This is a genomic window from Sanguibacter suaedae (assembly GCF_016342785.1).
GTDB lineage: Bacteria > Actinomycetota > Actinomycetes > Actinomycetales > Cellulomonadaceae > Sanguibacter > Sanguibacter suaedae.
The window spans coordinates 281,105-304,508 of record NZ_JAEINH010000002.1 but is presented as its reverse complement, the minus strand read 5'-3'; the positions used below and the strand labels follow the sequence as shown (position 1 = coordinate 304,508).

The following is a 23,404-nucleotide window of genomic DNA, read 5'->3' as shown; positions in this document are numbered from 1 at the left end:
GAGCGACCATGACCCGCACCCGACGCCTGCTCGCAGCGCTCACCGCGACCGCGATCGGCCTCACCGGCTGCGCGACCACCGGGAAGCCCGCGAACGCCGTCCACGAGGACCAGGGCCCGGCCACCGAGGTCCGTATCGGGTACTTCGCGAACGTCACCCACGCACCCGCGCTCGTCGCGGACGCGCGCGGACTGTTCGAGGACGCCCTGGGCGAGGACGTCAAGGTCACCGTCTCCGTCTTCAACGCGGGCCCCGCGGCCGTGGAGGCGCTGCGCGGCGGGTCCGTCGACATCGCGTACGTCGGCCCCAACCCCGCCATCACCGGGTACGTCACCACCAACGGCGCCCTCCTGCGGATCGTCGCCGGGAGCACGTCCGGCGGAGCCCAGCTCGTCGTCGACCCGGCGGTCCGCGTGGTCGGCGACCTCGCGGGCGCGACGATCGCGACGCCGCAGCGGGGCGGCACCCAGGACGTCGCCGCACGGGCGTACCTCGCGGAGCACGGCCTCACGACGGACCTCACCGGGGGCGGGGACGTCTCGCTCGTCCCCACCGCCAACGCCCAGACCCTCCAGCTCTTCACGGACGGCCGGCTCGACGGGGGCTGGCTCCCCGAGCCGTGGGCCTCCCGGCTGGTCCTCGAGGCGGGCGCGGAGGTCCTCGTCGACGAGCGGGACCTGTGGCCGGGCGGCCACTTCGTCTCGACGAACGTCGTCGCCAGCCAGGAGTTCCTCGGGGAGCACCCGGAGAGCGTCCAGGCCGTCCTCGAGGCTCACGTCCAGGCGCTCGAGTGGCTGCGGACCCATCCGGACGAGGCCGCAGGGCTCCTCAACGAGACCCTCGCCGAGACCGCCGGGAAACCGCTGCGCGACGACGTCCTCGACCGGGCGCTCGGCAACCTCACCTTCACCCCGGACCCCCTCGCCGAGACCCTCGCCACGGTGTTCGACGACGGACTCGCCGCAGGCACCACACAGCTGCCCCTCGGGATCCCCGAGGACGGCGCACTCGACGGCATCTACGACCTGAGACTCCTCAACACAGTGCTCGCCGCCCACGGGGACAGCCCCGTCGACGCGGCCGGGCTCGGCAAGGACCAGCCATGACGACCGCGCCCCACGCCGTCCGCGTGACCGGGGTCCACAAGCGCTTCGCGCCCACCGGACCGGCGGTCCTCCAGGGCATCGACCTCACCATCCGGCCCGGGGAGTTCGTGTGCCTCCTCGGGGCGTCGGGCTGCGGCAAGTCGACGCTCCTGAACATCATGGCCGGACTCGACCGTCCCACCGCGGGGACGGTCGAGGTCGCCGGCGACGGTGCCGCGCTCATGTTCCAGGAGGCCGCGCTCTTCCCGTGGCTCACCGCCGGTCAGAACGTGGACCTCGCCCTGAGGCTGCGTCGCGTCCCCCGCGCCGAGCGGCGAGAGCGCGTCGCCGAGCTCCTCGAGATGGTCCACCTCGGCGGTGCCGCCGGGAAGCGTGTCCACGAGCTCTCGGGCGGGATGCGCTCCCGGGTCGCCCTGGCGCGCGCGCTCGCCCAGGAGCGCGACGTCCTCCTCATGGACGAGCCGTTCGCCGCGCTCGACGCCATCACCCGCGACCTCCTGCACGACGAGCTCGAGCGGGTCTGGACCGCGACCGGCCGCACCGTCGTGTTCATCACCCACAACGTGCGCGAGGCCGTCCGCCTCGGTCAGCGCGTCCTGCTCATGTCGAGCCGCCCGGGACGGATCGTGCGCGAGTGGGACGTGGACGTCACGGGCGAGCGCAGCATCTCCGCGCCCCAGGTCGCCAGCCTCGCCCTCGAGATCACCGACCAGCTGCGCGAGGAGATCCGCCGCCATGCCGTCTGACGACACCACCACGCACACGCGTCCCGCGAGCGCCGCGCCGGACACGGACCGTCGGACACGGGACGAGTCCCTCACGTCGCTCGAGGCCGGGCTCGACGCCCTGCAGACCGACGTCCACGCCCGGACGGGCCGGGGCCGTCGCGCGCTGCGCGCTCTGCTCCCCCTGACGATCTCCGTGAGCCTGCTGCTCCTCGTGTGGGAGGTCGCGTTCCGTCTGGGACCGCAGGACGTCACCCGCTTCCCGCCCCCTGCCCTCGTCGGCCTGACGTTCCTCAGGCTCTGGGACGACCAGACCGTCGTCACGGCGCTCACCACGAGCGTGGAGCGCGGTGTCGTGGGGTTCCTCCTGGCGGCGCTCATCGGGACGCCCCTCGGCATCGTCGTGGCGCGGGTCCGCTGGGTCCGCGCGTCGTTCGGTCCGCTCATCACCGGCCTGCAGGTGCTGCCGTCCGTGGCGTGGGTGCCCGCCGCCGTCATCTGGTTCGGGCTGAGCGACGCCACCGTGTACGCCGTCATCCTCCTCGGTGCGGTGCCGTCGATCATCAACGGGATCGTCGCCGGCGTGGACCAGGTCCCGCCCCTGTTCCGGCGGGTCGGGCTGGTCCTCGGGGCCAACCCCGTGGAGCTCGTGCGGCACGTGATCCTCCCCGCCGCGCTCCCCGGCTACCTCGCCGGGCTCAAGCAGGGCTGGGCGTTCTCGTGGCGCTCCCTCATGGCTGCGGAGCTCATCACCGTCGGCGGCGACATCGGCTTCGGGCTGGGGCAGCTGCTCCAGCAGGGACGCGACCTCGGCGACATGTCCCGCATCTTCGTGGGGATCATCCTCGTGCTCGTGGTCGGCATCGCGGTCGAGCTGCTCGTGTTCGCCCCCGTGGAGCGCGCCGTCATGCGCAGGCGCGGGCTGGCGACGGCATAGGGTCTGGTGCCATGACGGACCACATCTCGGAGATCTTCCCCCTCGGCCTGCGGCTCGCCGGGCGTCGCATCGTGCTCGTCGGCGGCGGGAGCGTCACCGCCCGCCGGGCGGCGTCCTTCGTCGGGGCGGGGGCGGTCGTCGAGGTCGTCTCCCCCGAGGTGTGCGACGACCTCGCGGCCCTCGCCGCGGACGGCACCCTCACGTGGACCGCGCGCGGCTACCGCCCGGAGGACGTCGACGGTGCGTGGCTCGTGCACACGGCCACGGGAGACCCCACCGTGGACCGCCAGGTGGTCGCGGACGCCGACGCCCGGCACACGTTCTGCGTCGCCGCGGGCGACGCGACGAGCGGCACCGCCTGGGTGCCCGCCGTCGCACGTCTCGACGACGTCGTGGTGTCCGTGACGTCGTCGGCGGGCGAGGACCGCAACCCGCGCCGCTCGGCGCACGTGCGCGACGCGATCGCCGACGGCCTGCGCACCGGGACCCTGCCCGTCCGTGGAACCCGCCCCCGCCCGCGCGCGGTGGTCACCACGGACCCCGCCACGGCGGAGCGGCCCGTCGGGTGGGTGGCGCTCGTCGGTGGTGGGCCGGGGCGTGCGGACCTCCTCACCGTGCGCGGACGCACCCTCCTCGCGGCAGCCGACGTCGTCGTCGTCGACCGGCTCGCGCCGCGGGCCGTCCTCGACGAGCTCGCCCCGGACGTCGAGGTGATCGACGTCGGCAAGACGTCCGGGTTCCACCCCATCGCCCAGGAGCAGATCAACGCCCTCCTCGTGGAGCACGCCCTCCAGGGCAAGGGCGTCGTCCGCCTCAAGGGCGGCGATCCCTACGTGTTCGGCCGCGGCGGCGAGGAGCTCGACGAGTGCGCGGCCGCCGGGGTGCCCGTCGAGGTGGTCCCCGGGGTGACGAGCTCGATCTCCGTACCCGCGGCCGTCGGCATCCCCGTGACCCACCGAGGGCTGTCCCGAGGGTTCACGGTGCTCACCGGGCACGAGGACATCGGCAAGGTCCCGGCCGCGTCCGACCACACCGTCGTGCTCCTCATGGGCGTCTCCCGCCTCGCCGCCACGGCCGAGGGCCTCGTCGCGAACGGCAGGGACCCCGGCACGCCCGCCGCGGTCGTCGAGGACGGGTTCGGTGCGCGCCAGCGCGTCACGGTCGGGACGCTCGCGACGATCGCCGAGCGGGCCGTCGCGGCGGGCGTGCGCCCGCCGGCCGTCACCGTCGTCGGCGAGGTCGTCCGTCGGGCGCCCGCGTGGTCGGCCGCGACGGATCTCTGACCCCGGGCGTCAGATCACCCGTCGTCGTCCCGACGGCCGCGCGTCCGGCCGGCCTTGAGACCCGACCGGGTCCGCTTGGCGACGAGCCGCCGCTCCACGGAGCCCCGCGTAGGCCTCGTCGCGCGACGCCGCGGGGGCGGCGGTGCGAGCGCCTCGCGCACCGTCTGCGCGAGGCGCTCGCGTGCCGTGGCCCGGTTGCGCAGCTGCGCACGGTGCTCGGCCACGACGATCACGACGGCGCCCGCGACGAGGCGGGATGCCAACCGCGCCGCGACGCGGTCCCGGAGCGGCTCCGGCAGTCCCGCCAGCGCCGCGGACGTCCCGGGCTCCCACAGGAGCTCGACCCGGCTGTCCGCGGTGTTCACGCCCTGCCCCCCGGGGCCCGACGACCGGGAGAAGCGCCACACGAGCTCGCCCGCCGGGATGCTCAGCGCGTCCGTGACGTGCACGGGCCGGTCGACGTCGACCACGCGTCAGGCGTCGTCGAAGGCCGCAGCGGCCGTCCGGTACCGGTCGACCACGACGTGCGCGAGGAGCGGGTGCGTGCCCAGCGGCTCCGCGAGGACGTCGGCGCCCACCTTGCCGAGGTTGTCCTGGAAGAACCCGGGCGCCAGGAGGTAGGACGCGAGGACCACGCGGCCGTGGGACCCGCCGCCCAGCGACGCACGGGCGAGGTCCGCGGCCACCCCGACGCGCGGGGTGGCGAACGTCGCGTACCCGACGCTCACGGGCCCGCCCCACGCCGCCGCGACGTGCTCGACGACCTTCTCGACGTCACCGGCGGCGTTCGCGTCGCTCGACCCCGCCGCCGCCACGACCACGGAGTCGCCGGGGTGCGCACCGGCCTCCGCGAGCCGGTCGAGGAGGACCCGGGCGAGCCGCTCGTCGGGTCCCAGGGCCGACGAGGCCACCGTGGGGGCGCCCGTCGCGGCACGCTCCGCCACGGCCTCGGCGATGTCGACGTTCACGTGGAAGCCGCCCGACAGCAGGAGCGGCACCACGACGGCAGGACGGTCCGGGGCGATGCCGGCGAGGACCTCCCCCACCTGGGGGTGCTGCACGTCGACGTACGTCTCGAGGACCTCGACGTCGGGCAGCAGCCCGCGGACCTGGTCGACGATGCTGCTCACCACCGCACGGCCCTGCGCGTTGTCGGTGCCGTGGGAGCACGCCACGAGTACGGGACGGGCGGCGTTCACAGGAGCCTCCTCGCGGCGGCCCAGCGCGTCAGCTCGTGACGCGAGGACAGCTGGAGCTTGCGGAGCACGGCGGAGACGTGGGTCTCGACGGTCTTGATGGAGATGAACAGCTCGGTCGCCACCTCTCGGTAGGAGTAGCCGCGGGCGATGAGGCGCATGACCTCCTGCTCGCGGGCGGACAACCGGTCGAGCTCGTCGTCGGCGACCGCCACGTCGGCGGCCTGCGTGCCGAAGGAGTCGAGGACGAACCCTGCCAGTCGTGGCGAGAATACTGCGTCGCCGCCGCCCACGCGCTCGACGGCCGCCGTGAGCTCGTCGCCGGAGATCGCCTTGGTCACGTACCCGCGCGCCCCGGCACGGATCACCGCGACGACGTCCTCCGCAGCGTCCGAGACGGACAGCGCGAGGAACCGGGTCCCCGCGAGGAGGTCCGCGCAGCGGGTGAGCACCTCTGCGCCACCTCCTCCCCCGCCCCCCGGCAGGTGCACGTCGAGGAGGACCACGTGCGGGAGCGTGTCACGCACCACGGCGACGGCCGCGTCGACGTCGGCCGCCTCGCCGACCACCTCCAGGTGCGGCGCGAGGCTGGCCCGCACTCCCGCCCGGAACATGTCGTGGTCGTCCACGAGCACCACCCGGAGGGTCCCGGTCTCGCTCATCGTGCATCCTCCCCGTGCTCTGCCCGTGCGGCGGTCGCCAGCGGGACGCACAGCCGCACCTCGGTGCCACGCCCGTCGCCTGAGCGCACGGACGCCTCACCACCTCGTCGCTGGACGCGACCCAGGATGGACTCGCGCACCCCGAACCTATCGCGTGGGACGGCGTCGACGTCGAAGCCGTCCCCGCGGTCCCGGACGAACACCTCGGCGGACGCCGCACCCACCTCGAGGTACACCGACACCGGCGGACGACCGTGCACCACGGCGTTCACGAGCGCCTCCCGGGTGGCCTGCAGGAGCGCCGCCGTGGTCTCCGACGGCATGCAGTCGCCGACCACGACGAGGTCGATGGACACCGGCTCGTCCCCACCTGCCCGCTCGGCCAGCGTGTTCTCCACCTCCGCGACGAGCGCCCGCAGGTCGGCCGCGAGGGACGTGCCCGCTGCCGGGCGGTCGTCGTACAACCACTCCCGGAGCTCACGCTCCTGGTTGCGCGCCAGGCGCGTCACCTCCCCCGGCCGTTCCGCGGACCGCTGGATGAGCGCCAGGGTCTGCAGGACGCTGTCGTGGAGGTGCGCCGCGATGTCCGCCCGCTCGTTGGCCCGCTCGCGCGCCGCACGCTCCTCCCCCAGCTCCCGGCCCAGCCGCAACCACCACGGTGCCAGGACCAGCGCCGCACCCGCGAGCACGGCGAGCGCAGCCACGACCGACGGCACGATCACCGTGCCCGGCATGTCCTGGCTCACCAGGAGCAGCACCCCGACGAGGGCGAGGACCAGTCCGCCCGCGAGCCGCAGCACGCCGCTGGGCGTGCGCCCCCCGGCGCGGCTGAGCCACCGGCCACGCTGCGTCTCGTCGAGCTGGCTCCACGCGATGCCGATCCCGGCGAGCGCGATGAGCACCGGCAGCACCCACGACCACTCGATCTGCACACCGACACGGGACCCGATGAGGGCGGCCCCGCCGACGAGGAGGAGCAGGCCGACGAGGATGTCGCGGACGGGGAGCGCAGCGAGACGCCCCGAGAGGTCCGGTCCTGCGGCCGGGGTGCGCGGCGCGAGGCGGGAGAGCGACGGGTCGCGTGCCTCGGCGGCCGCACGCGCAGGGTCCCCGGTGGGGACGAGGGTCCACAGGAAGAGGTACGCCACGAGACCCAGCCCCCCGGCGAGGGCGAGGACGACGGCGAGGAGGCGGACCGTGCGCACCGGCAGGTCGAGGTGCACGGAGACACCGAGGCACACCCCACCCACGACACGACCGCCCTGGGGGCGTCGCAGGGGCAGGCGGGGCGGACCGGACGGGCCCGACCACCAGGGGGCCGGAGCGGCCCGGGGGCCGTCGGTGCTGTACGCGGGGGTCACGACACGATCGTCACACGCGCGAGGGCCCCGTGGGGGCACGTCCACGGGCGACCAGGGTCCGGGCGGCCCAGGATCAGGGAGGGTGGGCTCAGAACATCAGGGTCGGCTCAGGGGGTCACCCGATGGTCGCGCGCCGCCTGGGCGCGGGAGGATCGAGCCATGGACACGACAGGATCCCCCACCCCGGACGCCACCCACGAACCACCCCCGGACGGCCGCTCCGGCCGGGACGGCATCGACGACTTCTTCACGTCGGTCCGGCGACTCGGCGTGGTGCGCGCCGAGGACCGCTGGGTCGCCGGAGTCGCATCGGGCGTCGCCCTGCGCCTCGGGGTCGACGCGCTCCTCGTCCGCGCCGGCCTCGTGCTCCTCATGCTCACCTCCGGTGCCGGGTTCGTCCTCTACGCCATCGCGTGGGTGCTGCTCCCCGAGCAGCGTGACGGACGCATCCACCTCGAGGAGGCGCTGCGGGGCCGCGTCGACGCCGCGCTCGCGGGGGCGGTCCTCGTCCTCGTCGTCGGGCTCGGCTGGGGTCCCGGCTGGTTCGGGTGGTGGGGGACGTGGGGCGACGGCTGGTTCGAGGGCCTGTTCTGGCTCGCTCTCGTGGGCTTCCTCGTCTACCTCGCGGTGACCTACAACCAACGCCGCACCCCAGGTGCGCCGGGCGGACCGGCGGGACCGGCGGCCCCGGCCGCCACCTCCTCGGCCTCGTCGGCAGGACCCGTGTCGTTCACCAAGGCGGACGCCCCGACGGTCCGGGTCGCCGAGCCCGGGACGGGTCCCGTGCAGGACGAGCAGCCGACGGTGGTCGGGTGGTCGTCGGAGACAGGGTGGTCGGGCGGGACGGCGTGGTCCGCAGACGCCGCAGCGGCCCAGAAGCCCCCGACCCGGGGTGCGGGTGCCGTGTCGCTCGGCATCGTCCTGGGGCTCGGCCTCCTCGTCCTCGGGGTCCTCCTCCTCGCCGACCGTTCGTCCGACCTCCGCGTCTCGCCCTGGGCCACCGCCATCGGCGCGACCGTCGTCCTCGCCGGCGTCGGGATCGTCGTCGCCGGGTTCCGCGGCAGGTCGAGCGGCAGCCTCGGGTTCGTCGCGGTCCTGGGTCTCCTGGTCGGAGCCCCGGCGGCCCTGCTCTCGGGCACGCACCTGGACCTCGAGTTCGGGGACCAGGTCACGGGTGGCTTCATGGGTGAGGGGTCCTACGAACCCACCACGATCGAGGCCGCGGAGTCCGGGTACGGCTTCGGGCTGGGCGACCTCACCATCGACCTCACGGCCCTCGACCTCGAGGAGCTCGAGGACGCGGCGCCTGTGGTCGTCCCGGTGGGGCTCGGGATGGGCGAGATCACCGTCCTCGTCCCGGCAGGGGTCCCGATCGCGGCGTCCGTCGACCTCGGCATGGGGGACGTCCTCTGGGACGTCGACGGGGAGTCCGTCCGACGGGGCGGCGTGGGCACCAACGACGTCGAGCTCGCGACGCAGGACGTCGAGGAGGGCACGACGGAGCACATCCGGCTCGAGATCCGTTCGGGCATGGGCCAGGTCACCATCGAGGAGCAGTCATGACGGACACGACGAACACCCAGCCCGCAGCAGGCACCCCGGACCTCGGGACGGGCACGGGCCCGCAGCGGCGCCCAGCACGCAACGGCACCATCGTGTGGGGCATGGTGGTGACGGTCCTCGGGGGTGGGGTGCTCGCACGGGCCCTCGGGGCGGACTTCGACACGGAGCTCGCGCTCATCGTGCTCCTCGTGTCCGCGGGGGTCGCCCTCGTGGGGGCGTCGATCGTCTCCGCGGTCCGCCGTCGCTGAAGACCGTCGGTACGCCGGGCGCACGCACGACGGAGGCCGGGACCCGTGGGTCCCGGCCTCCGTCGCGACGCGTGCGGCGCTCAGCCCTCCGCGGAGGGCTTGTCACCGCCGGGCTGCTTCGACCCGTCGGACCGCGCGCCACCGTCCACGGGGGGCACGCGGTCGGCGGGCGACGCCCAACCGCTGCGCTGTCCGTCGATCTCCTCGAGGCGCGCGTCTCCCTTGGGACCTGCCGGGAGGTCGCTCCCGGAGCCGTGGACAGACGTGCTCGCGGACGACGACGGCGGCGTCGTCGTCGTGTCCGGGGTCCCTGCGCCCGGCTCCTCGGCGCTCGTGGACGAGGACGGCGCGCTCACGGTCGTCGGTGCCGCGTCGGGGCGGACCCCCGCAGGAGCGGGTGAGGCCGCGCGCTCCGCGCGGCTCGTGCGCTGCGGTGCGGCCGGTACCGACGTGGGGGCCGTCGCGCTCGGCGCGGCAGCCGCCGCCGCGACGACGGGGGTGGCGCTCGTGGCCGGCGCCGGCACGGTGCGGCGGGCAGCCTCGTCCTTGGTGGGCGCGTCCTTGGCCGAGGACCCGTCGTCCGGCGTGCGCGCCGCGGTCGCACCGGTCGGTGCCGGGTCGTCGGTCGACTCGACGATGACGGGCGGGCCCCCGGCGAGGCGACGCAGCGCCCAACCGACGATGATGAACAGCACCCCGAGCCCGATGACGAGCGCGGCGATCCCGAAGCTCACCACGGACGTGAACAGCGAGGCACGGAGGAACGACGCGTTCATCACGGCGTCGCGGCGAGGGTCCTCGCGGTCGAGCTGGGCGTACGTCTGGCCCTCGGCCATCTCGCGGGCGTGCCGGTCGATGACGTCCGCCTGCGCGTACGCCGTGAAGGGGTCCATCACCTGACGCCCGGCGAGGAAGGACGCGTCCTCGGCGACGGTGATGTCCTCGTCCGCGAGCTTGTCGGCGACCACCCACCAGGTGGCCCCACCTGCGAGGACGAGGACGATCCCGGCGATCAGGGTGAGCAGTCCCACGACCCCCGCACCCTTGCTCTGCCTGATCGTGACCTTGCTGGACATCGAGTTCTCCTTGCCGTGACGGGTCGACCTGTCCGACCCCACGGTAGCGAACCACCAGTTCAGCCGCGGGCCGAGCCCGCCCCGGTCACTCCCACTCGATGGTGCCCGGCGGCTTGCTCGTCACGTCGAGGACCACGCGGTTCACGTCCTTGACCTCGTTGGTGATGCGTGTGGAGATCACCGACAGCACGTCGTAGGGCAGGCGCGTCCAGTCGGCGGTCATGGCGTCCTCGGACGAGACGGGGCGCAGCACGATCGGGTGGCCGTAGGTGCGACCGTCGCCCTGGACCCCGACGGAGCGGACGTCGGCGAGGAGCACGACGGGGCACTGCCAGATCTCCCGGTCGAGGCCCGCGCGGGTGAGCTCCTCGCGGGCGATCGCGTCGGCCGCCCGGAGGATCTCGAGGCGCTCCGCGGTGACCTCGCCCACGATCCGGATGCCCAGCCCGGGACCCGGGAACGGCTGGCGCCACACGATGACCTCGGGCACGCCGAGCTCGAGGCCCACCGCCCGCACCTCGTCCTTGAACAGGGTGCGCAGGGGCTCCACGAGGGAGAACTGGAGGTCGTCGGGCAGGCCACCCACGTTGTGGTGGCTCTTGATGTTCGCGGCGCCCTCGCCACCGCCGGACTCGACGACGTCCGGGTAGAGGGTGCCCTGGACGAGGAACTTCACCTCCTCGCCGTGCGCCCCGGCGTCCTCGACGACCTCGCGTGCCGCGTCCTCGAAGACGCGGATGAACTCGCGCCCGATGATCTTGCGCTTGGTCTCGGGGTCGCTCACCCCGGCGAGCGCGGCGAGGAACCTCTCGCGGGCGTCGACGACCTTGAGCTGGACGCCGGTCGCGTCGACGAAGTCCTTCTCGACCTGCTCGGCCTCGCCGGCCCGCAGGAGGCCGTGGTCGACGAACACGCAGGTGAGCTGGTCGCCGACGGCCTTCTGGACGAGGGCCGCCGCCACGGAGGAGTCGACACCGCCGGACAGCCCGCAGATGACGCGTGCGTCGCCCACCTGGGCGCGGATGATGTCCACCTGGTCGGAGATGACGTTGTCGGCAGTCCACTCGGGCGACAGCCCGGCACCCTCGTAGAGGAAGTTCTCGAGCGCCTTCTGGCCGAGCGGCGAGTGCCGGACCTCGGGGTGCCACTGGACGCCGTAGAGGCGTCGGGCGTTGTCCTCGAACGCGGCGACCGGCGAGCCGGCGGACGTGGCGAGGACCTCGAAGCCCTCGGGAGCGGCGTGCACGGCGTCGCCGTGGCTCATCCACGTGGTCTGCTGGGTGGGCGACCCCTGGAGCAGCGCTCCTGTGCGGGAGACCTCGACGTGCGTGCCGCCGTACTCCGACAGCCCGGTCTGGGCGACCTCGCCGCCGAGCGCCTTCGCCATCGCCTGGAAGCCGTAGCAGATGCCGAGGACGGGCACGCCGGTCTCGAAGAGCGCCGGGTCCACGAACGGGGCACCGGTGGCGTACACGGACGACGGGCCGCCGGAGAGGATGATCGCGACCGGGTTCTTCGCGAGCATCTGCTCGACCGTCGCGGTGTGCGGCACGATCTCGGAGTAGACCTTGGCCTCCCGGACGCGGCGCGCGATGAGCTGCGCGTACTGCGCACCGAAGTCGACGACGAGGACAGGACGAGGCAAGGAGGGGGTCTGCGTCACCGGACCAGGATAGGGGGTCGGCAGGACGGGACGGGAAGTCAGTCCGACGGCGGGCCGTCGACGGTCCGCGCGTGCGCGGCCCGGACGGTCGCCGCGAGGGAGCGTGCCGCCTCGCCGGGGTCGACGGCGTCGGTGATGGCGCGCACGACGACGACGCGCGTGGCGCCCTGCTCGAGGACGTCGCCGACGGTCGAGAGGTCGATGCCACCGATCGCGAACCACGGGGTCGAGGGTGCCGTCGCTGCGACGTCGCGCACCGCCGAGACCCCGACGGCGCCGCGTCCGGGCTTGGTGGGGGTCGCGTGCACGGGGCCCACGCAGAAGTAGTCGACGTCGGGGTCGGAGCCGGCGACGAGAGCCTCTGCACCGCCCTGCGAGGACCGGCCGACGATCACGTCCGGGCCGACGATCGCCCGTGCGTGCGCCACGGGCAGGTCCCGCTGGCCCAGGTGGAGGACGTCGGCACCGACGGCGCGGGCGACGTCCGCCCGGTCGTTCACGGCGAGCAGCGCTCCGTGCTCGTGGGCCACCACGCGCGCCGCGGCGAGGTACTCGAGCTCGGTGAGGACGTCGAGGCCCCGGTCGCGCAGCTGCACGACGTCGACCCCACCGGAGAGCACCTCGTGGAGGAACTCCGTGAAGGCCCGCAGGTCACCGCGGCCCGTGCGGGCGTCGGTGCACAGGTAGAGGCGCGCGTCGGCGAGCCGCTCCCGTCGGGCGTCGGCCGGCTCCTTCGAGGTCATGGGCCGTGAGTGTACTGTGACGTCTGCACGGGAGCCCCGCACAGGGTGGGGCTGAGAGGGCGACTCCGCCGACCGTCGAACCTGCTCTGGGTCATTCCAGCGAAGGGAGCACGCGCATGGTCGCGCACCACACCACTCCTCCCACCCCCGCCGCACCGGCGACGGGGCGCACGTCCGACGTGCTCGTCGTCGGCGGCGGCATCGTCGGCCTCGTCGCCGCGTGGCGCGCCGCCCTCCTCGGGCTGTCCGTCGTGTGCCTCGACCCGGACCCGGGGAGCGGCGCCACGCACGCGGCCGCCGGGATGCTCGCCCCCGTCACGGAGGCGACCTTCGGGGAGGAGGCGCTCACGGCGCTGTGCGTCGACTCCGCGGCACGATGGCCGGCCTTCGCGGCAGAGCTCGAGGAGGCCTCCGGCCTCTCCACCGGCCTGCGCACGTGCGGGACGCTCGCCGTGTCCTACGACCAGGGCGACGCGGAGCAGGCACGACGCATGCGTGGCCTCCACCAGCGCCTCGGGCTCTCCGCCGAGGAGATCACCGTCGCCGAGGCCCGGGAGCTCGAGCCGTTCCTCGGCCCCCGCCTGAGCGCCGCCTACCGGGTCTCGGGCGACCACCAGGTGGACCCGCGAGCCACGCACCGGGCGCTGCTCGCGGCGCTCGACCGCATGCCCCACGTGGAGCTGCGCCACGTCGCGGCCGCCGAGATCCTCAGGTCGCCGTCCGGCGACGTCCTCGGCGCCGTGGACGTCGTCGGCGAGCGGCACGTCGCGGGCACGACGGTGGTCGCGGCGGGCGTCGCGTCGGGCGACCTCCTGCGCACCGTCCCGGGGGTCGACGTCCCCGTCCGGGGCGTCAAGGGGCAGAGCATCCGCCTCGACGCGTCGGACCAGCCGTCCTTCGGTCTGCGCCACGTGGTCCGCGGGACCGTGCAGATGCGCCCCGTCTACGTCGTGCCCCGCCCAGGCGGGGAGGTCGTCGTCGGTGCCACGAGCGAGGAGCGCTCGGACCACGACGCCCCGTCCGCCGGGGGCGTCCACGCCCTCCTGAGGGACGCCCGGGTCCTCGTCCCCGGCATCGACGAGCTCGCGTTCCTCGAGGTCACCGCCCGCGCCCGTCCGGCCATGCCGGACAACCTGCCGCTGCTGGGGGCCACCGACGTGCCCGGGCTCGTCGTCGCCACGGGCCACCACCGCAACGGCATCCTCCTCGCACCGCTCACCGCCGCGGTCCTCGAGGCGACCCTCGCCGGCGTGGCCGACGGGACGGCTCCCCCGCTGCCCGACGCCGTCGCGCGCACCGACGCCCGGCGCTTCTCCCGGCAGGGGGTGCCCGCATGACCACCGTCCACGTGAACGGCGTCGCCCACGACCTGCAGAGCACCGCACCGGACGTCGCGTCGCTCGTCGCACGGTTCGTGCCGGGCGTCGCCGACGCCGGCCCGCGCACGGAGGACGAGGAGGCGTCGCCCCCGCTCCCGGCGGGGGTAGCCGTCGCGGTGAACGACCGCGTCGTCCCCCGCTCCCGGTGGCGGAGCACGCACGTCGTCCTCGGCGACCGTGTCGAGATCGTCACGGCGGTGCAGGGCGGATGACCACCGACCAGCTCGTCGTCGCCGGGGTACCCCTCCGCTCGCGTCTCGTCATGGGCACCGGCGGAGCCCCCAACCTCCTCCACCTCGAGGAGGCGCTCGTCGCCTCGGGGACCGACCTCACCACCGTCGCCATGCGGCGGGTCTCGCGCGACGCGTCCCGCGAGAACCACGGAGCCGGGGCCACGAGCGTGTGGGACCTCCTCGCACGCCACGACATCCGCCCCCTGCCCAACACCGCCGGGTGCTTCAGCACCCGCGAGGCCGTCCTCACCGCAGAGCTCGCCCGCGAGGCGTGCGGCACCGACTGGGTCAAGCTCGAGGTCCTCGCCGACGACGTCACGCTGCTGCCCGACCCGCTCGAGCTGGTCCGCGCCGCCGACCAGCTGGTCCGCGCGGGCTTCGTGGTCCTGCCGTACACGAACGACGACCCGGTGCTCGCCCTGCGCCTCGAGGACGTGGGCTGCGCCGCCGTCATGCCGCTGGGCTCCCCCATCGGCTCCGGCCTCGGCATCCTCAACCCGAGGAACATCGCGGCGATCGTCGGCCGGGCCGGGGTCCCCGTGATCCTCGACGCCGGGGTGGGGACCGCGTCCGACGCTGCGCTGGCGATGGAGCTCGGGTGCGACGGCGTGCTGCTCGCGTCGGCCGTCACCCGGGCCGCGGACCCGGCACGCATGGCCCGTGCCATGCGGCTCGCGGTCGAGGCGGGGCACCTCGCCGCGGGGGCGGGACGCATCCCCCGGCGTGAGGAGGCGCTCGCGTCGTCACCGACGGGGGGGATGCTCGACCTCGCCCTCTGACGCCGCCACTATGCTGACGGCGTCCGGAAGGAGTCCCGTGCGTCAGCCCCACCTCGAGCCCCGTCTCGTGCTGCTCGTCGCCGCCGGAGGGGCCGTCGGGTCGGGAGCGCGGTACCTCCTCGCGCAGGCCGTGCCCGTCCGGGACGGGTGGCCGTACGCCACCCTCGGTGCGAACGTCCTCGGGGCGTTCCTCCTCGGGCTCCTCCTCGAGACGCTCGTGCACCGGGGCCCGGAGACCCGTCGGGCGCGCGACGTGCGGCTCGCCGCCGGGACCGGTGCGCTCGGCGGTCTCACGACGTTCTCCGGCCTGGCGCTCGAGGTCGAGCGGCTCCTCGCCGCCGGGTCGGTCGGCACGGCCGCGGCGTACGCGATCACATCGGTGGTGCTCGGCGTGGTCGTCTGCCTGGCCGGGGTGCGAATCGCGTCCCGTCGTGCGACGCGACGGTCCGGGAGGGTCTCGTGACGCTCCTCGTCGTCATGCTCCTCGGCGGACTCGGTGCCGCGACCCGGTTCGTCGTGGACGGCGAGGTGCGCCGCCGCTGGTCCACGCCCGTCCCCACCCTCGTCGTCAACGTCACGGGATCGCTGCTCCTCGGGCTGGTCGCCGGAGCGGCGTTGCGGACGGAGCTCCCGGTGCTCCTCGTCCTCGCGGCCACGACGGGTTTCTGCGGCGGATTCACGACCTTCTCGACCGCGATGATCGACACCGTCCGTCTCGTGCAGGACCGCCGGTTCGCCCTCGCGGTGCTCTCCTCGCTCGGGACCGTGGTCCTCACGGTCGCCGCCGTCGCGTGCGGGATCGCGGTCGCGTCGCTCTGACCTTCGAGGAACCCGACCCGGCCCGCCCGCACCTCGTCACGACCCCGGGGGGTCCCGTCGTCAGTAGGTGGGCTGCGTGGGGTCGACGTCCCGCACCCAGGCGAGCACTCCCCCGGTGACCGTCACCGCGTCCGTGAGTCCGGCGGCCCGTGCCGCGTCGACCGCGGTCCGCGAGCGCGCCCCCGACTTGCAGAGGAACGCGACGGGCCGGTCGCGCGGGAGGTCCGCGAGGCCCCCGTCGAGGAGGGTGCCGAGGGGGACGTGGGTGGATCCGGGGACCGAGACGATGTCGCGCTCGAAGTCCTCGCGGACGTCGACGAGGAGGAGCGTCCCGCGGTCGAGGTCCGCGGCGAGGCGGGCGGGGGTGATCTCGTCAGGCGCGGTCGACGCAGGCGCGCTCTCCTGGACGGGGAGCGCGCAGGACGCGTCGACGGCGGCGAGCGTCGTCACGCGCTCGAGGCCCGGGTCGGGCTCGATCTCGAGCTGGCGCCACGTGAGGTCGAGGGCGTCGTAGACCGCGAGCCGACCCAGGAGCGGCGTGCCCGCACCGGTGACGATCTTGAGGGCCTCGGTGACCATGACCGACCCGACGGTCGCGCAGAGCGCACCGAGGACGCCACCCTCGGCGCAGCTCGGGACGGAACCGGGCGGCGGCGGGTCGGGGAACAGGTCCCGGTACGTGACGGCCGGGAAGCCCTCGGGCGGCGAGGACCAGAAGACGCTCGTCTGGCCCTGGAAGCGGAAGATGGACCCCCACACCTCGGGGATCCCGAGGATGGTGCACGCGTCGCTCACGAGGTACCGGGTGGAGAAGTTGTCCGCGCCGTCGAGGACGAGGTCGTAGCCGCGCAGCACGTCGAGGGCGTTGTCCGCGGTGAGCCGGACCGGGTGGACGCGGACGTCGACGTGCGGGTTGAGCTCGAGGACCGCGTCGCGGGCCGACTCGACCTTCGGCCGCCCGACGTCCCGGGTGCGGTGGACGACCTGCCGCTGGAGGTTCGACTCGTCGACGACGTCGTCGTCGACCACGCCGAGCGTGCCGATCCCCGCAGCGGCGAGGTAGAGGAGGGCGGGGCTGCCGAGCCCGCCGGCCCCCACCACGAGGACGCGGGCGTTCTTCAGACGACGCTGGCCTGCCGCGCCGACCTGCGGGAGCGTCATGTGCCGGGCGTAGCGGGCGGCCTCCGTCGGGGACAGCGGACCGGACTCTGCGACGAGCGGCGGGAAGGCGGGGGCGGGGGTCATCGCGGTCCTCTGCGTGCGTCGTGGGCGGACGTGCACGACTCTACCGACGGCGGTTCAGCCACAGGTGTAGCCTCCGGCGTCGAGGTCCGCGGACTCCTCGAAGTAGTTGGTGCAGGGGTCGATCCCCTCGCGGAGGTAGAGGACGGCGAGGTCCGGACCGAAGAGCCGCCACTGACGGACGTGCTCGAGCTCGTGCGCGACGAGGTCGGGGTCCACAGGGCCAGGCTCCACGGGTGTGAGGAACGTGTCGCCGTACGTGGTCCCGCCGCGCTGCGCGAGGACGGACCGGACCCCGGCGCACACCCAGAGCGACGATCGCAGCTCGCACGTCGCGCCGTCCGCGATCGCACGGTCGCGGTGCTCCTGGCCCTGCTGCGCGACGAGGACCTGCCGGTCGATCGCGCACAGGGAGGCCTCGATCCCGGTATCACCGCACAGGCGGTCCGCGTAGGGACCGTCGCCGTGGTCGACCGGCGCGGCCGCGAGCCCCTGCCCCAGGCCGAGCACCAGCGTGAGCGCGACGGCCACCGGTCGGACGGTCACAGCGCCCGGGCGGCGGCGATCTTGGCGTCGGCGTCGGCGTGGACGCGCTTCTCCACGACGAAGGACATGACGGGCACCACGCCGCCGAGGACCATGACGACGAGGCGTCCCAGCCGCCACCGCATCTTGCTCCACAGGTCGACGACGGTGACCAGGTACAGGACGTAGATCCACCCGTGGGCGAAGGGGATCCACGCGATCCACCGCTTGGCGTCGTCGTCGATGCGCACGCCGTAGACGAGGACCATCTCGACGACCAGGAGGAGGAGCATCACGCCCGTGACGTACGCCATGGCGCGGTACCGCCGGAGAGCGCCCACCCCCGCCGCGATGATCGACGAGCGTGCCTGCGTGGGTGTGGTCATGAGCGGGCGACCCTTCCTATAAACCGTGGCCCGGTGTCGGGACCAGCACCTAATGTTAGGCAACGTGCGCTCCCTCCCTCTCCCAGATCCCGGTCGGCCTCCGCTGACGTCGCCCGCCGCCTACCTCGCGTGGCAGGCCCGGCGGCAGCGCGGTGTCCTCGCGGCGGCCGTGACCTGCGGGATCCTCACCTTCCTCGCGCAGGCCCTCATGCCGTACGTCCTGGGGCACGCGCTCGACGAGGGGCTGGAGAAGGGCCTGGGCCCGGAGCTCCTGCGGTGGGCGGGCATCATGCTCGCGGCGGGCGTCGTCCAGGTGGTCGCGAGCGCCTTCGGGCACCGGTTCGACGTGCAGAACTGGTTGCGTGCCGCGTTCGGGACGTCCCAGCTGGTCGGCGACAAGGTGAGCCGCAGCGGCGACCGGGTCACCGAGGACATCCCCACCGGTGAGGTGGTCGCCACCGTCGCGACCGACGCGATGCGCGTCGGCGAGTTCTTCTTCAACGCCGCACGCCTCATCGGGAGCCTCGTGGCGTACGCGGCCGTCGCCGTCCTCATGCTCCGCACGTCCGTCACGCTCGGGCTGGTCGTCGTCGTCGGCCTGCCCGCCGTCGCAGCGATCCTCGGTCTGCTCGTCCGGCCCCTGCACCGGCGCCAGTCAGCCCAGCGCGAGGCCTCCGGGCGCCTCACCACGCTGGGTGCCGACACCGTCTCCGGGCTGCGCATCCTGCGCGGCATCGGCGGCGAGGGCGTCTTCACCGACCGCTACCGCCGCCAGTCGCAGGCCGTGCGCGAGGCCGGGGTGCGCGTCGCCACCACGCAGTCCTACCTCGACGCCCTCCAGGTGCTGCTGCCCGGCCTCTTCGTCGCCCTCGTCCTGTGGCTCGGCGCCGTCCGTGCAGTGGACGGGTCCATCACCCCGGGTCAGCTGGTGACGTTCTACGGCTACGCGGCCTTCCTCACGTGGCCCATGCAGAACCTCACGCAGACCCTGCAGATCACCACGCGCGCGGTGGTCTCGGTGCGCAAGATCATCCGCGTCCTGCAGGTGGTCCCCGCGACCGGCGCGACGCCCGGCACCGCCGACGCGCCCGCCCCGGGCGCCGCGCTCGTCGACGAGGCGAGCGGCCTCACGCTGCCCGGGGACCGCGTCGTGGCGCTCGTGAGCGCCCACCCCGACGACTCCGCGCGCGTGGCCACGCGTCTCGGACGGTTCGACGACGTCGCCGACCGCGAGACGCCCGTGCGCCTCGGCGGCGTCCTCGTCCACGACATCGACAAGGACGAGCTCCGCCACCGCGTCGTGGTCGCCGAGGCGACGCCGCACCTGTTCTCCGGGGTGCTCCGCGGCGAGCTCGACGTCCGGGACCGCGCGACCGACGAGGAGATCCTCGCCGCGCTGCACGTCGCCGACGCGCAGGACGTGCTCGACTCCACCCCCGGCGGCCTCGACGGCGACCTCCCCGAGAAGGGGCGGTCCCTGTCGGGCGGACAGCGCCAGCGTGTCGCCCTCGCCCGGGCGCTCCTCACCGAGGCCGAGCACCTCGTGCTCGTCGAGCCGACGAGCGCCGTCGACGCGCACACCGAGGCCCGCATCGCCGAGCGGCTCACCGCCGCGCGCCGCGGCCGCTCCACCCTCGTCGTCACGGCCAGCCCTCTCGTCCTCGACCACGTCGACGAGGTCGTCGTCCTCCGCGACGACCAGGTGGTCCTCCACGGGACGCACCGGGAGCTCCTCGCCGGCACCGGCGAGGACCACGACCACTACCGCGCCGTCGTCGGCCGCACCCTCACCGAGGACCCCGTCCCGGCAGGACCCACGCACGACCACACCGAGGAGGTGACCCGATGAACGAGACGAGACTCCCGGTCGCAGACATCGCGACCGTCGGCAGGCACTCCGCAGCGCTCCTGCGGGCCAACGCCCGGCCACTCACGATCGTCGTCGTCCTCCACACGCTCGCCGCCGTGGCCGGGCTCGCCGGGCCGCTCCTCCTCGGCGGGCTCGTCGACGCCGTCGCCCAGGGCACCACACGCGAGAGGGTGGACACGGTCGTCCTCGTGTTCGTCCTCGCCGTGCTCGCCCAGACCGTGCTCATCCGGTTCGCCCAGCGCAACGCCATGGTCTTCGGCGAGACCGTCTTCGCGGACCTCCGCGAGGACTTCCTCGCGACCGTCACCGAGCTCCCCCTCTCCACGGTCGAACGCTCCGGGACCGGTGACCTCGTGGGCCGCACCACCAACGACGTCGACCGCATCCAGCACTCGGTGCGGTTCGGGGTGCCACGCATCCTCGTGTCGACCGTGACGATCGTCCTCACGGTCGCCGCGGCGTTCGTCACCGCGCCGCTCGTCGCCTTCGCGATGCTCGTCGGGGTCCCGATCTTCCTCGTCATCGGCCGCTGGTACCTCAAGCGTGCGGCGCCCGCCTACCAGCGGGAGTCCGCGGCGTACGCGACCCTCAACGGCACCATCACCGAGTCCGTCGAGGGCACCCGCACCGTCGACGCCCTGAGCCTCGGGGCACGGCGCCGCGAGCGGGTGCGGGCCGACCTCAGTGAGGCGTTCGCCGCCGAGAGACGCACCCTGAACCTCCGGACCGTCCTCATCCCCGGCATGGACAGCGCCTTCGTCATCGCGCCCATCGCGGTCCTCCTGTGGGGGGCGTTCCTCATCTCCAACGGGTCCGTCACCATCGGCGCCGTGACCACCGTGGTGCTCTACGCCATGCAGCTCATCGGCCCCGTGTGGGAGCTGATCTTCTGGCTCGACGAGGCCCAGGTCGCCGCCACGTCCCTGGCGCGCATCATCGGCGTCGGCCTCGTCGCCCGCGACCGCGAGGCGGGTGACCGCTCTCCCGACGACGAGCACGTCGTCGCCTCCGAGGTCCGCTACGCCTACCGTCCGGGCCACGACGTCCTCCACGGCATCGACCTCGACCTCGTGGTCGGCGAACGCCTCGCCGTCGTCGGACCCTCCGGGGCCGGGAAGTCGACGCTCGGACGGATGCTCGCGGGCATCCACCCGCCCACCGGCGGGTCCGTGAAGGTCGGCGGGGTGCCGCTCGTCGAGCTCCCCCTCGAGGACCTGCGCCGTCACGTCGCCCTCGTCACCCAGGAGCACCACGTGTTCGTGGGCACCATCGCCGAGAACCTCCGGCTCGCCGACGTCACGGCCGACGACGCCGCCCTCCTCGACGCCCTCGAGGCCGTCGACGCGCGCGGGTGGGTGGAGGACCTCCCGGACGGCCTGCTCACCGAGGTCGGCTCGGGCGGGCACGTCCTCAGCCCCGCCCAGGCGCAGCAGGTCGCGCTCGCGCGCCTGGTGCTCCTCGACCCGCACACGCTCGTGCTCGACGAGGCCACCTCGCTGCTCGACCCCCGGGCCGCACGGCACCTCGAGCGGTCGCTCAACGCGGTCCTCACCGGTCGCACCGTCGTCGCCATCGCCCACCGCCTCCACACGGCGCACGACGCGGACCGCGTCGCCGTCGTCGACGGCGGGCGCATCGCCGAGATCGGGTCGCACGACGAGCTCGTCGCTGCCGAGGGCGACTACGCGCGGCTGTGGCACTCCTGGCAACAAGCTTGAACCTTCAGGTGCTTCCCAGGGTCGCCTGTCCTAATGGGCTGCTCACGTCCCAGCAGCCCCGGAGGAAGACATGCCCAGAAAGCTCCTGATCGCCGTCGCCGGCGTCGTCACCGTCGTGCTCCTCGTCGTGGTCGGCACCGCCGTGTACGTCTCCGTGCAGAACGACAAGGCCCCCGAGGAGCTCGCGCTCTCGGACACCGAGGACGCCACGGACGGCACTGCGACCCTCACCGAGGACGACCTCGCCGGCGAGTGGCAGGTGTCCGACGGCTCCGAGGCCGGGTACCGCGTCGAGGAGGTCCTCAACGGCCAGGACGTCACCGTCGTGGGACGCACATCCGACGTCGACGGTACGTTCACGGTGGAGGGCACCGAGCTCACGGCGGCGGACGTCGAGGTGAGCATGACCACCATCACCTCCGACTCGGGCAACCGCGACGGCCAGTTCCTCGACATCCTCCGCACCGAGGAGCACCCCACCGCCACCTTCACCCTCACCGAGCCCGTGGACGTCGCGGACGTCGTCGACGGCACGGTCTCCGTCCAGGCCGCCGGCGAGATGACCATCGCGGGCCAGACCCAGGAGGTCGTGGTCGACCTCCAGGCGCAGGCCACGGCGGACGGGGTCGAGGTCAGCGGCACCCTGCCCGTCGCCTTCTCCGACTACGGGATCGACGCCCCCGACCTCGGCTTCGTCAAGGTCGAGGACACCGGGACCGTCGAGATGCTGCTCACCCTCTCGAAGTAGGTCCCCGCACGACCCGTCAGCCGCGGTGGGCCACGTCGCCCACCGCGGCGAACGGGTCCTCGTCCACCGTGGCCACCCCGCCCCGCGCCTCGTCGCGCACGAGGCGCGCCCAGAGCAGGACGGCGAACGCACCGAAGATCCACCACTGCAGGGCGTAGAAGAGGTTCCGGAGGCCGATGCCCTCCCCACCCTCGATGGTGGGCCGGGGCAGGAGCGCCACACCGTCCTGCGCCGGGTCCGACGTCGAGACGACGAGGTAGCCGCCGTAGATGGGTCCGCCCCACGCGTTGGCGAGGACCGCGGAGCTGATGGCGTCCGTGCTCCCCCCGGCGGGGTCGTCGCCGCCGGCCGCCTCCGACGCCTGGACGTACCCCGTGACACGGACCGTCCCGTCCGGGGGCGCCAGGGTCCCGACGCCCCCGGCCCCACCGTCGACCAGGAGCGCGTCGCCCGTCGCGTCGTCCACCCAGCCGCGCACCACCGGCACGACCGGTGGACCCGACAGGCCCGCCCACGACGCACCGCGCGTGCCGTCGTCGCTCACCCGCAGCGGTGTGAGGACGAGGTACCCGGTCTCGCCGTCGAGCGCACGCCCCGCGACGAGGAGCTGCTGCGACCCGTCGTACTCCCCCTCGACCCAGGCCAGCCGACCGACGAGGTCCCCGGGGAACGTCGACTGCGGCGGGAGCAGCACACCCAGGCCCTCCGGCCCGGCCGCGAGCCTCTCCGCGGCTGCCTGCCGCTCCTGCAGCTCCCCCCGCTCGTGCGCCCGGTCGAGCTGCCACACCCCGAGGCGGGCGCAGACCGCCGCCGCGAGGAGGAAGAGCAGCAGCAGGCCGATCATCCGGGGTTGCCGGGCGACGGAGAGGACCGAGGTCCTCGTGACGGTCGGGGATGGCTCGGCAGGGTCCTCTGGCACCCGCCCAGGCTACCTCCGGGCCGCGTCCCGACCGTGCCGTCCCGTCGACCCGCACCCTGCGCTGCCGCGCCCCGCTCTCCCGTACGCGGAGACCGGTGAGTTTGATCACGCACGCCCTCCCGAGGCACGGATCCGCACGGCCGCGCGTAGCACCCGTGGCGGGCGTCACCCGGCACCAAAGACCTAGTGCGCAGAGCCACCGGATACGGTTACATGAAAGCGT

At 74.1% G+C, this 23,404-nt stretch carries 25 protein-coding genes and 1 riboswitch; of the genes, 14 read left to right on the top strand and 11 right to left on the bottom strand.

The genetic code is table 11. From position 1 onward, the window contains the following. The first annotated feature begins 8 nt into the window (after positions 1 to 8). From JAV76_RS03785 to cobA, 4 genes are read left to right on the top strand one after another with little or no spacing between them, the layout of a single operon-like run. The gene (locus tag JAV76_RS03785; RefSeq protein WP_198732671.1) at positions 9 to 1,106 is read left to right on the top strand and encodes an ABC transporter substrate-binding protein; all 1,098 of its coding nucleotides are present in this window, start codon (positions 9 to 11) and stop codon (positions 1,104 to 1,106) included. Continuing rightward, positions 1,103 to 1,852 (top strand): ABC transporter ATP-binding protein, encoded by a 750-nt coding sequence (locus JAV76_RS03780; protein ID WP_198732670.1) that lies wholly within the window; start codon positions 1,103 to 1,105, stop codon positions 1,850 to 1,852. The genes JAV76_RS03785 and JAV76_RS03780 overlap by 4 nt, the downstream gene beginning before the upstream one ends. Continuing rightward, complete coding sequence (locus tag JAV76_RS03775; RefSeq protein WP_198732669.1) at positions 1,842 to 2,768, top strand: ABC transporter permease; 927 nt, start codon at positions 1,842 to 1,844, stop codon at positions 2,766 to 2,768. Before JAV76_RS03780 ends, JAV76_RS03775 begins: the two co-directional genes overlap by 11 nt. An 11-nt stretch (positions 2,769 to 2,779) precedes the next feature. After that, the gene (gene cobA / locus JAV76_RS03770; protein ID WP_198732668.1) at positions 2,780 to 4,051 is read left to right on the top strand and encodes a uroporphyrinogen-III C-methyltransferase; all 1,272 of its coding nucleotides are present in this window, start codon (positions 2,780 to 2,782) and stop codon (positions 4,049 to 4,051) included. A gap of 14 nt (positions 4,052 to 4,065) precedes the next feature. Here the strand turns inward: cobA and arfB are convergent, their stop codons facing one another. The 4 genes from arfB to JAV76_RS03750 are packed head-to-tail and all read right to left on the bottom strand — an operon-like array spanning position 4,066 to position 7,270. Beyond that, positions 4,066 to 4,521: an alternative ribosome rescue aminoacyl-tRNA hydrolase ArfB gene (arfB, locus tag JAV76_RS03765; RefSeq protein ID WP_198732667.1), complete on the bottom strand. Its 456-nt coding sequence runs from the start codon at positions 4,519 to 4,521 to the stop codon at positions 4,066 to 4,068. Between the two features lie 3 nt (positions 4,522 to 4,524). Next, positions 4,525 to 5,250 carry a sirohydrochlorin chelatase gene (locus JAV76_RS03760; RefSeq protein WP_198732666.1) on the bottom strand — a complete coding sequence of 242 codons (726 nt, stop codon included), beginning with the start codon at positions 5,248 to 5,250 and terminating at the stop codon, positions 4,525 to 4,527. Further along, positions 5,247 to 5,909 (bottom strand): LuxR C-terminal-related transcriptional regulator, encoded by a 663-nt coding sequence (locus tag JAV76_RS03755; RefSeq protein WP_198732665.1) that lies wholly within the window; start codon positions 5,907 to 5,909, stop codon positions 5,247 to 5,249. Before JAV76_RS03755 ends, JAV76_RS03760 begins: the two co-directional genes overlap by 4 nt. Continuing rightward, on the bottom strand, positions 5,906 to 7,270 hold the full coding sequence (locus JAV76_RS03750; protein ID WP_307843972.1) for an ATP-binding protein: 1,365 nt from the start codon (positions 7,268 to 7,270) through the stop codon (positions 5,906 to 5,908). The genes JAV76_RS03755 and JAV76_RS03750 overlap by 4 nt, the downstream gene beginning before the upstream one ends. 159 nt (positions 7,271 to 7,429) lie before the next feature. Between JAV76_RS03750 and JAV76_RS03745 the strand changes: the two genes are divergently transcribed. Continuing rightward, positions 7,430 to 8,833, top strand: coding sequence for a PspC domain-containing protein (locus JAV76_RS03745; RefSeq protein ID WP_198732664.1), 1,404 nt, complete (start codon positions 7,430 to 7,432; stop codon positions 8,831 to 8,833). After that, a complete protein-coding gene (locus JAV76_RS03740; protein ID WP_198732663.1) occupies positions 8,830 to 9,081 on the top strand; it encodes a hypothetical protein in 252 nt (83 codons plus the stop codon). Before JAV76_RS03745 ends, JAV76_RS03740 begins: the two co-directional genes overlap by 4 nt. Before the next feature lie 80 nt (positions 9,082 to 9,161). Here the strand turns inward: JAV76_RS03740 and JAV76_RS15190 are convergent, their stop codons facing one another. The 3 genes from JAV76_RS15190 to thiE all read right to left on the bottom strand — a co-directional run bounded on the left by JAV76_RS15190 (position 9,162) and on the right by thiE (position 12,563). Further along, positions 9,162 to 10,157 (bottom strand): hypothetical protein, encoded by a 996-nt coding sequence (locus JAV76_RS15190; RefSeq protein ID WP_307843971.1) that lies wholly within the window; start codon positions 10,155 to 10,157, stop codon positions 9,162 to 9,164. A gap of 85 nt (positions 10,158 to 10,242) precedes the next feature. Further along, entirely contained in the window at positions 10,243 to 11,820 is a 1,578-nt protein-coding gene (gene guaA, locus JAV76_RS03730) for a glutamine-hydrolyzing GMP synthase (protein ID WP_198732662.1), read from the bottom strand. 38 nt (positions 11,821 to 11,858) lie between these two features. Further along, entirely contained in the window at positions 11,859 to 12,563 is a 705-nt protein-coding gene (gene thiE / locus JAV76_RS03725) for a thiamine phosphate synthase (protein ID WP_198732661.1), read from the bottom strand. Positions 12,564 to 12,580: 17 nt separating this feature from the next. Beyond that, a riboswitch (TPP riboswitch) is annotated at positions 12,581 to 12,688 on the top strand. Here thiE and thiO point away from each other — a divergent pair. The 5 genes from thiO (at position 12,680) to JAV76_RS03700 (ending at position 15,773) form a co-directional block, all read left to right on the top strand. Then, the gene (thiO, locus tag JAV76_RS03720; protein WP_230401783.1) at positions 12,680 to 13,900 is read left to right on the top strand and encodes a glycine oxidase ThiO; all 1,221 of its coding nucleotides are present in this window, start codon (positions 12,680 to 12,682) and stop codon (positions 13,898 to 13,900) included. It overlaps the preceding riboswitch by 9 nt. Next, complete coding sequence (thiS, locus tag JAV76_RS03715; RefSeq protein ID WP_198732660.1) at positions 13,897 to 14,154, top strand: sulfur carrier protein ThiS; 258 nt, start codon at positions 13,897 to 13,899, stop codon at positions 14,152 to 14,154. Before thiO ends, thiS begins: the two co-directional genes overlap by 4 nt. Beyond that, positions 14,151 to 14,954 carry a thiazole synthase gene (locus JAV76_RS03710; RefSeq protein ID WP_198732659.1) on the top strand — a complete coding sequence of 268 codons (804 nt, stop codon included), beginning with the start codon at positions 14,151 to 14,153 and terminating at the stop codon, positions 14,952 to 14,954. Before thiS ends, JAV76_RS03710 begins: the two co-directional genes overlap by 4 nt. 37 nt (positions 14,955 to 14,991) lie before the next feature. Next, the gene (locus JAV76_RS03705; RefSeq protein WP_307843970.1) at positions 14,992 to 15,417 is read left to right on the top strand and encodes a fluoride efflux transporter FluC; all 426 of its coding nucleotides are present in this window, start codon (positions 14,992 to 14,994) and stop codon (positions 15,415 to 15,417) included. Then, a complete protein-coding gene (locus tag JAV76_RS03700; RefSeq protein WP_307843969.1) occupies positions 15,414 to 15,773 on the top strand; it encodes a fluoride efflux transporter FluC in 360 nt (119 codons plus the stop codon). Before JAV76_RS03705 ends, JAV76_RS03700 begins: the two co-directional genes overlap by 4 nt. 60 nt (positions 15,774 to 15,833) lie before the next feature. On the opposite strand, the gene moeB is transcribed toward JAV76_RS03700, so the two are convergent. The 3 genes from moeB to JAV76_RS03685 are packed head-to-tail and all read right to left on the bottom strand — an operon-like array spanning position 15,834 to position 17,926. Next, positions 15,834 to 17,018, bottom strand: a complete 1,185-nt coding sequence (moeB, locus tag JAV76_RS03695) for a molybdopterin-synthase adenylyltransferase MoeB (protein WP_198732657.1) — start codon at positions 17,016 to 17,018, stop codon at positions 15,834 to 15,836. Positions 17,019 to 17,072: 54 nt separating this feature from the next. Then, positions 17,073 to 17,546, bottom strand: a complete 474-nt coding sequence (locus JAV76_RS03690) for a hypothetical protein (protein WP_198732656.1) — start codon at positions 17,544 to 17,546, stop codon at positions 17,073 to 17,075. Positions 17,547 to 17,557: 11 nt separating this feature from the next. Then, positions 17,558 to 17,926: a DUF3817 domain-containing protein gene (locus JAV76_RS03685; protein ID WP_198732655.1), complete on the bottom strand. Its 369-nt coding sequence runs from the start codon at positions 17,924 to 17,926 to the stop codon at positions 17,558 to 17,560. A 52-nt stretch (positions 17,927 to 17,978) separates the two neighbouring features. Between JAV76_RS03685 and JAV76_RS03680 the strand changes: the two genes are divergently transcribed. The 3 genes from JAV76_RS03680 to JAV76_RS03670 all read left to right on the top strand — a co-directional run bounded on the left by JAV76_RS03680 (position 17,979) and on the right by JAV76_RS03670 (position 22,262). After that, positions 17,979 to 19,775 carry an ABC transporter ATP-binding protein gene (locus JAV76_RS03680; protein ID WP_198732654.1) on the top strand — a complete coding sequence of 599 codons (1,797 nt, stop codon included), beginning with the start codon at positions 17,979 to 17,981 and terminating at the stop codon, positions 19,773 to 19,775. Further along, the gene (locus tag JAV76_RS03675) at positions 19,772 to 21,514 is read left to right on the top strand and encodes an ABC transporter ATP-binding protein (RefSeq protein ID WP_198732653.1); all 1,743 of its coding nucleotides are present in this window, start codon (positions 19,772 to 19,774) and stop codon (positions 21,512 to 21,514) included. Before JAV76_RS03680 ends, JAV76_RS03675 begins: the two co-directional genes overlap by 4 nt. 70 nt (positions 21,515 to 21,584) lie before the next feature. Beyond that, positions 21,585 to 22,262 (top strand): YceI family protein, encoded by a 678-nt coding sequence (locus JAV76_RS03670; protein ID WP_198732652.1) that lies wholly within the window; start codon positions 21,585 to 21,587, stop codon positions 22,260 to 22,262. Between the two features lie 16 nt (positions 22,263 to 22,278). Here the strand turns inward: JAV76_RS03670 and JAV76_RS03665 are convergent, their stop codons facing one another. Continuing rightward, positions 22,279 to 23,181 carry an SURF1 family protein gene (locus JAV76_RS03665; protein ID WP_307843968.1) on the bottom strand — a complete coding sequence of 301 codons (903 nt, stop codon included), beginning with the start codon at positions 23,179 to 23,181 and terminating at the stop codon, positions 22,279 to 22,281. Between the last annotated feature and the right edge of the window lie 223 nt (positions 23,182 to 23,404).